The sequence below is a fragment of the Synechococcus sp. R5-12 genome, assembly GCF_047502655.1.
Taxonomy (GTDB): domain Bacteria; phylum Cyanobacteriota; class Cyanobacteriia; order Thermostichales; family Thermostichaceae; genus Thermostichus.
The window spans coordinates 25,197-35,059 of the sequence record NZ_JANSIM010000091.1 but is presented as its reverse complement, the minus strand read 5'-3'; the positions used below and the strand labels follow the sequence as shown (position 1 = coordinate 35,059).

At 58.6% G+C, this 9,863-nt stretch carries 8 protein-coding genes and 1 pseudogene; 6 read left to right on the top strand and 3 right to left on the bottom strand.

Going from position 1 to position 9,863, the window contains the following annotated elements; genetic code table 11:
• Positions 1-235: 235 nt before the first annotated feature.
• Positions 236-2,011 carry a phospholipase D-like domain-containing protein gene (locus tag NW843_RS05650; RefSeq protein ID WP_414522367.1) on the bottom strand — a complete coding sequence of 592 codons (1,776 nt, stop codon included), beginning with the start codon at positions 2,009-2,011 and terminating at the stop codon, positions 236-238.
• Between the two features lie 101 nt (positions 2,012-2,112).
• Here NW843_RS05650 and NW843_RS05645 point away from each other — a divergent pair.
• Positions 2,113-2,670, top strand: a pseudogene (locus tag NW843_RS05645) (transposase).
• A gap of 28 nt (positions 2,671-2,698) precedes the next feature.
• Here the strand turns inward: NW843_RS05645 and NW843_RS05640 are convergent.
• Complete coding sequence (locus NW843_RS05640; protein WP_414413128.1) at positions 2,699-3,700, bottom strand: RRXRR domain-containing protein; 1,002 nt, start codon at positions 3,698-3,700, stop codon at positions 2,699-2,701.
• A 335-nt stretch (positions 3,701-4,035) separates the two neighbouring features.
• On the opposite strand from NW843_RS05640, the gene NW843_RS05635 reads away from it, so the two are divergent.
• The 4 genes from NW843_RS05635 to NW843_RS05620 all read left to right on the top strand — a co-directional run bounded on the left by NW843_RS05635 (position 4,036) and on the right by NW843_RS05620 (position 6,703).
• Positions 4,036-4,122 carry a fasciclin domain-containing protein gene (locus NW843_RS05635; protein ID WP_414400693.1) on the top strand — a complete coding sequence of 29 codons (87 nt, stop codon included), beginning with the start codon at positions 4,036-4,038 and terminating at the stop codon, positions 4,120-4,122.
• A 67-nt stretch (positions 4,123-4,189) separates the two neighbouring features.
• Positions 4,190-4,369 carry a hypothetical protein gene (locus tag NW843_RS05630; RefSeq protein WP_414349732.1) on the top strand — a complete coding sequence of 60 codons (180 nt, stop codon included), beginning with the start codon at positions 4,190-4,192 and terminating at the stop codon, positions 4,367-4,369.
• Between the two features lie 210 nt (positions 4,370-4,579).
• Positions 4,580-6,082, top strand: coding sequence for a DUF697 domain-containing protein (locus tag NW843_RS05625; RefSeq protein WP_414522366.1), 1,503 nt, complete (start codon positions 4,580-4,582; stop codon positions 6,080-6,082).
• 267 nt (positions 6,083-6,349) lie between these two features.
• A complete protein-coding gene (locus tag NW843_RS05620) occupies positions 6,350-6,703 on the top strand; it encodes a DUF6464 family protein (RefSeq protein WP_414522365.1) in 354 nt (117 codons plus the stop codon).
• Here NW843_RS05620 and NW843_RS05615 read toward each other — a convergent pair.
• Positions 6,700-8,151, bottom strand: coding sequence for a BCD family MFS transporter (locus tag NW843_RS05615; RefSeq protein WP_414522364.1), 1,452 nt, complete (start codon positions 8,149-8,151; stop codon positions 6,700-6,702). The genes NW843_RS05620 and NW843_RS05615 overlap by 4 nt on opposite strands.
• 169 nt (positions 8,152-8,320) lie before the next feature.
• On the opposite strand from NW843_RS05615, the gene NW843_RS05610 reads away from it, so the two are divergent.
• Complete coding sequence (locus tag NW843_RS05610) at positions 8,321-9,649, top strand: hypothetical protein (RefSeq protein WP_414522363.1); 1,329 nt, start codon at positions 8,321-8,323, stop codon at positions 9,647-9,649.
• The last annotated feature ends 214 nt before the right edge of the window (positions 9,650-9,863 follow it).

The following is a 9,863-nucleotide window of genomic DNA, read 5'->3' as shown; positions in this document are numbered from 1 at the left end:
GACGGAGTCCTTGAAAAGCCTTTTGGCCCCCTGCATTATTGCTCTGCAACGCCGATGCGACCAACATTTTAGGCGTGGGTGCAGTGTCCTGGTTTGAACTGAAATGACTATATTTGGGCTATATTTGGGGTTTAATTTGGGGTTTATTCGAGGGGAGAGGCCCTTTAGGAGCTGCTCTGGGATGAACTTCCGAAAGCACTCCGCGCCCTCAACCTGACCAAGAGGGGGCTAACTCCTACCAGGTTACCCGATCCCGCAGTTGCTCAATCCGGGCTGGGCCAATGCCATTGACCCGTTGCAGATCCTCCAAAGAGGAGAAGGGGCGGGCCTCGATAATGCGCTGCGCCAGGGCGGGGCCAATGCCGGGCAACTGTTCCAGCTCCGCCGCCGTGGCCGTATTCAGGTTAACGCGAGGGGATCCCCCAGGAGACGCCACCGGAAAAGCAACCGACGGGGAAGGGGATCCCGCCTCAGGAGGAAGAACGACCTCGACTTCCAGCAGCTCCGGCTCCGGTTCAGGCAAGGAAGCGGCAACGGGGACGGGGTTGGGGCAGCGACGGGATCCCTCTTCTGCCTGTTGTTGCAGGCGGCGGCTGGGGCCAAAGCGGGCATCGGCAATGAGCCGGTCGAACTCCCGCACAAAGTGATCCACCACTCGGCTATTGCGGATGATCAGGAAGTTTTCGTCGTTGAGGTGGTTGGCCGAGACCGACCAGTTGTTGGATCCGGTGATCACCGTGGCCTGAGGAGTGCCGGGATCGATGATGGCAAACTTATGGTGCAGCTTATCGCCGGGGGCGAGGTTGGGTATGCCTACAGACTGGGCCGGCAGCGTCCAGGGCAGGCGCGCCGCCTCCACCTGGCACTTTTCGTCGGGGAGCAACAGCCCCCACATCTCCAGGGTGCGGCTGTAGTCCCGGAAGGCAAAACCAGGGTCGAACACCCCGCGGATCTCCACGTTACGCTCCTGGCGCAGTTGCCTGAGTTGGTTGGCAATGCCCGGATCCGTAAAGACGAACAGAGCCAGATCCACCTGTCGCCGGGCTTGGGCCAGGGCGGCGGCGATGATGCCGTTGGAGGTGGCTTCGTAGGGCAAGGAGCGGCTGGCAGGAGAAAAGTGAACCCCCACAATGGCATCGCCAAGGTACACCGTTTCCAGGGGACGCTTGAGCTTCTGCACGCCGAAGCGGCTATCGGTCAAGCCACCGGGGCCATCGCCCCACATGAGATCGAATTCCTCGGTGTAGAGGCGGGCCAGCTCCGGGCTATCCAGCAGCAGCAGGTGATTGGCATTGCCGACGCTGTCGGGGGCATCAAAGTCCCCGTGAATATCAGAGAGCGTGAAATTGGCCGATCCGGTCAAGACTTTCTGCCCGTCGATCACCACAAATTTGTGGTGCATCAGGCCGCTGCCCTTGGAGCCATCGGCGGTATCGTCCAGCCAGGGCACCTGGCCTCCATCCAGCAAGGCGTACACATCCCGCGTGGCGACCTCCTCAGCCGAAAACCGTCCATCGCGGTTCACATCCACCAGGTTGCGGTACTCCTCGAACTTGCGACGGCTGCGCTCGTCCAGCGCCCGCACTTGGTCAGGGGTGAGCTGGTGCCAGGCTCGCACGTAGGTGTTTTCAGTAATAAAACGCACAGGGATCCCCGCCTGCCGCCGCTCCACCAGAGCCTGGGCAATCAGGGGTAGGTTCAGCTCCTGCACGGCAATATCCACCGACTGCCGAGCGGAGCGAATCTGGGAAATGATCAACTCTTCCAGGTTGTAGCCATAGCGGCGGATCTGGCGATAGGGATCCCGATAGGTGCTCTCGCGGCTTTGGTTGAACACCACCCGGATGCGGGGGTGCTGCGGCAGAGGGGCCAGGGTGGGCAGCTCCGGCTCTTGGGGGTAGGGTCTGGCCCGAGGACCCACCCAGTAGCCGATCAAGACCAGAATGAGAAGCAGAGCAGCCCAGGGCAGCCAGCGGCGGAGTTGCCGCAGCCACGACGGGATCCCGTTCATCGAAAAAACTAGGCTGTGTTTACTTTTAGTATGAGGTGAGGATAGTTTTTGGGCAAGGTCTGATGAGTTGCCTTGTCATAGATGACAATAAATAGCAAAAGATTCTGGCTTTTCTGCGAACAGAACCCCACATTGGCAAAGAGGCAGGATGCAAGCGGTTTATCGAGGGCGTGCTGTGGATGGCTCGTTCTGGCTCCCCCTGGCGCTACCTCCCGGAAAGATGTGGAAAGTGGTACACCGTTTACCCAAGATTCCATCACTGGAGTCGCTTGGGAGTCTGGGAAAGAATGTTTCAGTTCTTCATCACAGAACCCGATTGAGAGCATCTTATCCTGGACTCAACTATCGTTCGTGCTCACCCCTGTGCAGCCAGAGGGGAGCAAGCCTTGGGCAGGAGTCGAGGTGGATACAGCTGGCAAAAAGAACGCACGAAAGTGATAAGGGAGAGTCGGGTGGTGATTCCTTCTAGGAAGAAGAGGAGGGTGGTGCGAGATTACGACCGGCATGTTTACAGAGAGAGGCACCTAGTAGAGTGCTTTTTTCAGAAGCTAAAGCAGTATCGGCATTTGTTTTCTCGTTTTGACAAGTTGGCCAGGAACTTCTTGAGCTTTCTCTACTTCGCAGGTGCTCTCTTCTGGCTAAAGATCAACACAACCTAGGTCTGAAACCCCGCTCTTGAGGGCGGCTTTACTCTCCATAAAACCTCCAGGAACAAAAGCATAAGTACCGCACATCCTCTCTTTTGGCGCTCTGCGTCAACCTCTTCCCGCTCCGTAAGCAATGCAAACTTAACCTCCCCCCAGAACTGCCACCCACAAAAGTGAGCCCCCACCTGGGATGACGCACCAAACTGCCGCGCTTCAAACCCAGACTGATAGTCCCCCCGTAGGGCAGTCTTTTCCCACCTTTGGCCGGTTGCAAACGATGCAGTTGACGACGATGAAACCGTAGAGGAACTACTATAAGCATCTGCCGGTTGTCAGGTTGCAGGTGCCCACCGGTTACGGAGTTAGCCAACACCCACGCATCCACGCAGTGAGCCTCAAAGACCTCGGCTGTCTTTTTGTTGGTTTTCTTCAGCCCAAGGGCGTCCCGCATCTGCTGGGTTTCCCACCCTGAGCGGATCAACACTTGCCCCAAGCCCGCTAGTTGTTGATAAAACCACTGCTTACCCACCTCTAGGGGGGAGAAAGACACGTCCCAGCGACGCTGGCCTGAGGTCTTCGCCTTAATGTCCTCCACCACAAATACGGATATGGGAAACAACTTGCTCAGCCACCTGGCAAGACAGAGCTTCCACTGCCACCGAGCCTTGGTGGAAGGGGGCAATCCGCCTCTAGCCCGGTTCGCTCTCGGTTGCCGACAGGGCGTTTGGCGATACCGCCTCAACCGACGCATGTTTCGACGCTGCTCAACATGCTCCTTCACCCAATTAACCGCGTCCGCTTGGATGTTGAGGTAGGTGTGTGCGGCTGATTTGACCGACCACCCTTCTTTCTTGCTTCCTGGGTCAATACCGACGGCTATGGGTTGGGTTTGCCGGTCAGAAGGTTCCCCGTTGAGACGAACACAAAACACCCCTCTCTTCCAAAAGGGAGTAGCCTTGCCGGATTTAACCCACCGCCTCGCCCGGCTGGGAGTGGTCGGCATGAGGGGGTTTTGGTTGTGGTCTACGACGGGCACGAACATGCGGTAAGTCTCCTTGCGGAGTATGTACATCCCTTCGCCCCTGGCCGACGTAGAGGTAGCAAACTAGGGAAGCATTCGCTACGTACTTTGGGCTGCCACGCCCAGTCGGCTCAGTCTCCTTCAAACGCCCCCCATGACTGGGTTGCTTGGGCAGGCTAGTCTTTCCTTGCCCTTGGGGTTTCAGGCTGGCTAGGCCCTACTCCCACAAGCCCCCAGCTAAGAATGGGGGTACTTGACGGCCTTTCTCCTCTCCAGCAATCACAGCCCCAGGATACCGAACTTTACGGCAGCTGTTTCTGCGCCAAGGTGCTCTCTGCTCTACTCTAGGGCCACCCGTGAGAGAAAGGCTTTTGACCGCCGATATTCGAGCTGCCAACGGCATCATCCACGTCATCGACGCCGTCTTGATCCCGCCGCGTTAGGAATTGGGCCACCACTTCGGGCATCATAGAGGCATCGAGATCCAGCACTTTATTGGGGAGATTCAGCGTGGAGCGGCCTAAGTGGGTAGCAATCGTTACAGGGATCCTGGCCATTGCTCTGGGGGTGGGCTACTTGCTGCTGGCACAGCTGTTGGATTATCGCGGGGGCGAGTTTTTGCCGGCACCGCTGGAGCCGCCGGCGATTTTGGGAGAGGGGATCCCTGGCTCATTGGGCCGGTTGAGCTGAGGGCGCTTTTGACTTCCTGCTTCCCCTTCCTCTTTTACTTGCGGGTGGCTGATCCCCAGCAAAACTCTTGACAAAATTGTATGCTCAGCTACAGCAAGCCCTATGCTGGAGAAGCGGTTGCAGATTCAGTTGACAGCGGGGGCTGTCCTCTGGGATGACCGGTCGATTTTGGCTTTTTGATCTGGAGATCTGGGCAGGCTGTGGGTTGGGATGGTGCTGTCGCGCTCCACTTGGGTGTGGTTGTGGGCAGGGCTGGGTTTGGCGGCCCTGAGCCAATATCTGCAATGGGTTAGCGGGATCTATAGCTTTATCGCCCCCCATTCGTTGCCGCTGGCGGATCTGGCAGTGGCCGGGATCCTGGGAGGGACAGCAGCAGCAGGTCTGGCAGCGCGCCATTGGTGGCAGCAGGCTGGCCGACGGCAAAGTACTCCAAACCAGCGGACACAACCGCTGCGGCGGGTTAAGTTAACTCGGAATCAGGTGCAAGCCGATCTGGAAGATGCCGATCGCCTGATCCAGAAGCTGCAGAATGACATCAGTCGCCGTGCCCTGCGTGCCAAGCTGCAAGAGATCAATCAGCGGCTTAACCAGGAGGAATTGCATCTGGTGGTGTTCGGCACCAGTTCTGCCGGCAAGACCTCGTTGATCAATGCCTTGATGGGCCGACCGGTGGGCGAAACGGCCCCCACCCTGGGCACCACCCGTCAGGGATCCATTCACACCTACCAATTGGAGGGCTTGAACAGCCCCATTTCCCTCACTGACACACCTGGGCTGCTGACGATTGGAGGGGCAGGGGAAGCGGAAGCCCGCGCCTTAGCCCAGAAGGCGGATCTGCTGATCTTGGTGGTGGCCGGGGATCTGCTGGCTTCGGAATATGCCGAAATGCTGGAGCTGGCCCGGCTGGGCAAATCCACCATCCTGGCCCTCAACAAAACCGATCAGATGCTGCCGGAGGATGTGGAGACCATCTTGACCCATTTGCGCCGGCGCACTGCCGGTGTGATCCCCGCCGAACAGGTGGTGGCCATCGCCGCCGATCCAGAACCCCTCAAGGTTCGCTACTACTCCGAAGATGGCTCTGTGCGGGAAACTTGGGAGCCGCAGCCCCCCGATACGGAGGCCCTCATCCAACAGATGGCTCAACTGCTGCAGCAGAAGGGATCCCACCTGCGCTTGGCCAATGCCTTGTTGCAAACCCGAACTCTCAGCGAAGCCGTCCAGCAAGCCCTCCAAGAAGAACGTCGCCAACAGGGTCGCCAGATCGTGGAACGGATGCAGTGGGCCACCGCTGCTGCCCTGGCGGCAAACCCTCTTCCTGCTTTGGATGTGCTGGCAGGAGTAGCCATTCAGGCGCGCATGATTGGGGAACTGCACCAGGTGTTTGACCGACGCATTACCTTGCGCCGGGCCCAGCAAATTGCCCAGAGTTTGGCGCAAATGGTGGTGCAACTGGGGGGGCTGGAGCTGGCTACTCAGGCTTTGGGCTCTCTGCTCAAGGCCAGCCCCTTGATGGTTATGGGGATCCCCCTGCAGGCAGTGACGGGGGCCTATCTGACACGGGTGGCGGGGCTCAGTTACCTAGAGTGGCTGTCCTCTGGGGATCCCTGGCAAGAGGAAATCCTGCAAGAGCGGATTAGGCAGCAGCTCCAAAACCGTCATCCTCTGGCCTTTCTCACCCAACTGGCCCGCCAAGCCCATTCCAATAGCTAGTCGAAGCATCCATCTTTTCGCCGCCGCAGGCCCAACCTATCCCGTTCTCCGCCCGCCGCAGAAAATCCATTACACTGAGTACAGCTTTTTCTAACTTAACTTTGTAGAAGTTCTGTAGATTAGCAGGCTCCAGGTCACACAAGAGAGAACATTTGTACCAGCCATACTCAGTGTTGCCGGAAAAAGTTGCACAATTTGTTAATCACAAGTCAAGCCCAGTCCATCATTTTGTAGTCTGCTGCCCTAAACTGGCTCCGTTTGCGCCTTATGTCTTCCATCAACCCGACCTTGCCCATTCAGTGGATCGACGCGGATTCGGGAGAGGTGGTGGAAGAATGCCCTTGGGAGAGCAGTCCCCATCCGGGCACCTACGTCCAACTGGCAGAGCAGCACTACCTAGTTCTGGAAAAGCGTCATTCCTACCGGCTCCGGCAAGGCAAATACCACCTGTGTGGGATCCGCGCCTTGGTGCGTTCGGTCACCCCACCTCAGGAAGTGGGAAGGTTCCTGGGGGATCCCTCCTGTCGGTTCAATGCCCACTCGCCCTTGCTGCGCTGCGCCGTCAACCCCAGCGGGCCCTGTCAGGGCTGCCCCCACTACGAGCCAGCTCTGCGTTGCTAGCCCTCCAACTCCAGAGCCAACACCTGGGTCAGCGCACGGTTGGTCTTTTCGCGAAACTCGGCCACGCTCACCCGTCCCAGCAAATACACAGCCAGCAACATCACCGCTGCCTCCACCCCAAAGACGGTGGCATAGGCAAGCACTGAAGAAGTGGGGAAGAGAATGCGCCCCAGATCGAGCAAAGCCCCGCCGAGCAAGGTGGAAACCGCCTGGGACATGGCCTGGGCCAGACCCCAAGCCCCGATAAAGGTGCCTGCCGTCTCCGCTGCCGTCAAGTCCAACATGAGGCTAATGGCGCCATTGGTGGTGATCCCAGAAGCCAAGCCAAACAGGATCATACACAGCTGCAGCAGCCGTGGATTGCCTGTAAACCCTGAGGCAATGGTCAGCCCAAAAGAGATGGCCACCAGCAGACAGCCCAGACGGGCCGTTGTCTGTTTGCCCAGCTTGGGCACAATGAAAAATCCGGTCAGCACAATCCCTGCCAAAATACCCAGGCTCCAAAAGGCATTGAGCTGGGTGCTCTGGGCCACCGTCATGCCAAACACCTCGCCGCCGTAGGGTTCTAGGATCGGCTGTTGGATAAACAGGCCCATGGTCATCAACACCAAGAAGCCGAAAAAGATCAGGGTTTGGCGGCTGGCGGTCAGCACCTTGATGGCCGTGCCCAGGGTGATTTGGTCTTCCCGTCCGGCCAGGGTGGAACGGGATCCGTAGCGGGAATAGCGCTTTTCCACCCCCCAGGTGGCAACCACCCCCAGCAGGATCACCACGGCTGGAATGATGATGAAGAGGCGATTAATGGTGCTCTGCAGGTTGTCCGGATCCAAGCCCCGCAGCAGCACCGCCGAGCCAATGGCCCCGCCGGCAATCCCCACCATCAACATGGACCAGACGATCCCCACCAACTTAGAGCGGTTGTCCTCGTCTGACACATCCACCAGCAAAGCCGCAAAAGGTGTGGAGCAGGCGCTGAGGCAGAGACCATAGAGGGCAAACATCAAACAGGCCAAGCCTACCCAGCCATAGGTGGCTCCAGACCAGCCCGTAGCCGCAAAGCTATCCCCCAAACCCCACACCACCTGCACCCCCAGGAAGATACAAACGGCAAATAGCACTGATCCCAGGCGCACATAGCCGGTGCGATGCAGGCCAAACAAGGGCTTAGCATCCGAGAGCTGCCCAAACCAAACCCGAGCCGGGGAGACCAACTGGTGCATGGCCAGGGATCCCCCCACCACCGTTGCCGGGATGGCCAGCAGATCCGTGTCGATCATGACACGGTTCAGCACTCCCAAAGTGAGCAACGACATCATTCCCAAGCCCATCTGAAACAGGCCCAGGCGGAACATAACATGCAGCGGCAAGGGCTGAACCTGCGCCTGAGGCTCTGGAGAAGTTGAAGTTACAGAAGCGTTGACCTCGGGATCCCGGCGAATACTGGCCATGATCTGGAATATTTCGAAAGGGTGCTACAGCCTTTTATCGTAGCCCAGGCGGCCTGGGATCCCGGCAAAAGCATGGGGTTGCCAAAAGCGAAACCGCCACGTCCTCTCCCCTTTTGGGAGCTATTGTCAGGGTATAGTCCCCCAATTTCCAATCCTCAGGAATATTGCTATGCGCGCCCCCATCCCCTGGCTGCTGAGTTCACTGAGCTGGGTGGGCATTTCCCTGGCCGCTCCGCCGATGGTGTCTACTTCTCAGGCAACCCCTATGGATTTTCCCCTCCACCAGTCCCTTTCTTCCCCCTCGCCTTCAGAGTGGGCAGAGTACTTGGCCTACAGGCAGGTGATTGACCAGACGATCTCCATGACCTGGGATCCGCAAGCGCGAGCCTTGGCAAAGCAGTATGGGCTGGATATCGTCAACATCACCTGGGAAGATACCGGACGCCACAAGGGATCTGCCCTTGGCCCCAACATCAGCGACATGACTATCCAGGTACACCAGCTCAACCCCAGAACGGGCCGCTACGAGCTGAGCCTGATGCCGGTGATCCGCTACCCCAACTTTGCCGATCTGTCTGCCGACCTGCCCCTCGACAGCCTACAGGTGCTGGTGGGCAACGAAAAAGGAAAACCCCTGCAACCCGTGTCGCTGCGAGAGCTGCTGGGGAATCTGCGCCGCTACTTACATGATCCCGGCTCTTGGGCCGGCAACCGGAACTCCCTGCTGGCTCCACGGGATAGCCATGTGTTGGTGAGCGCCCAAGCTGCCTTTTTGCCTATCCCTGCCGGGGGCTCTGCCCAATTCAACCCGGTGTTGTTCAACTACCAATCCTATCCCGGTAACCCAGCCGTGCTGGCAATCTTGGCCACCCGCGAGGGCACCAGCATTACGGTGATCGAGAACCGCACCGAAGATAGGGTGGGCGGGGCTATTTGGGGCCAGCGCCTTTTCTTCAATCAAAACGGTGAACGGGCCAGCCTCACCGGGCAGCGCCTCAGCGATTTTCGGGCCGAGCAAGCCGCCAACCCAACCCCCGGAGATCCCCATTCGGCGGAAGTAGCAGAAGAAGCCCTGAACCTGGTGATGGTGATCCAAGTACCTCTCCAGCAGCGGCAGCCGCCGCGAAGGGAAGTTGAGGATATCTCTGTCAAGTTTTTCGGACTCGCAGCCGACCTGGCCGGCCTCAGCAATGTAGAAGCCGCTGTCATCGGACATGGAGAGGTAGAGGGCCCCTTCACCGAGATCAACAACCTGGACATCGAGCGGGATCCCCGCTTTCCCATTCGGGTCACGGTCCAGTTCTACAAAGCCACCGACAATGGCGTGGTCTCTGCTGAAGACATGGCCCAAATCCACCATCAAATTGCCCGCGTCTACCGAGAGGCCGACTATGTGGGCAGCTTGGTGATTCAGCCGGATACAGGCCGACCTACGGAGTACGACCGCGATGCAGAGACAGAGCGCCCCTTTCCCTTTCCTGGGTGGCCGTGGCGTTAGGGCCTGCTGCGCATTCTTCCCACAACCTGCAAGCGAGGGGCAGCATCTTCTCGCCCTAGAGTTTCTCTACTACACTGACAACTGACCTGGTGCCAAGAGGAGGGGGTGTCGGCCCGATATCCTCGGCAAGGTCTGGGTCTGTAGAGGCGGTTGCCAAAGTATCCTCTTTTGAGGCGGAGGTGCTTGCCTGTACCAGCTCTTGCCCAAGGCAGTG

What these genes read in the sequence shown, in the direction of transcription:
- NW843_RS05650 (WP_414522367.1), bottom strand. Translation starts at nt 2,011, where the DNA reads ATGAACGGGATCCCGTCGTGGCTGCGGCAACTCCGCCGCTGGCTGCCC.
- NW843_RS05640 (WP_414413128.1), bottom strand. Translation starts at nt 3,700, where the DNA reads ATGTTCGTGCCCGTCGTAGACCACAACCAAAACCCCCTCATGCCGACC.
- NW843_RS05625 (WP_414522366.1), top strand. Translation starts at nt 4,580, where the DNA reads ATGGTGCTGTCGCGCTCCACTTGGGTGTGGTTGTGGGCAGGGCTGGGT.
- NW843_RS05620 (WP_414522365.1), top strand. Translation starts at nt 6,350, where the DNA reads ATGTCTTCCATCAACCCGACCTTGCCCATTCAGTGGATCGACGCGGAT.
- NW843_RS05615 (WP_414522364.1), bottom strand. Translation starts at nt 8,151, where the DNA reads ATGGCCAGTATTCGCCGGGATCCCGAGGTCAACGCTTCTGTAACTTCA.
- NW843_RS05610 (WP_414522363.1), top strand. Translation starts at nt 8,321, where the DNA reads ATGCGCGCCCCCATCCCCTGGCTGCTGAGTTCACTGAGCTGGGTGGGC.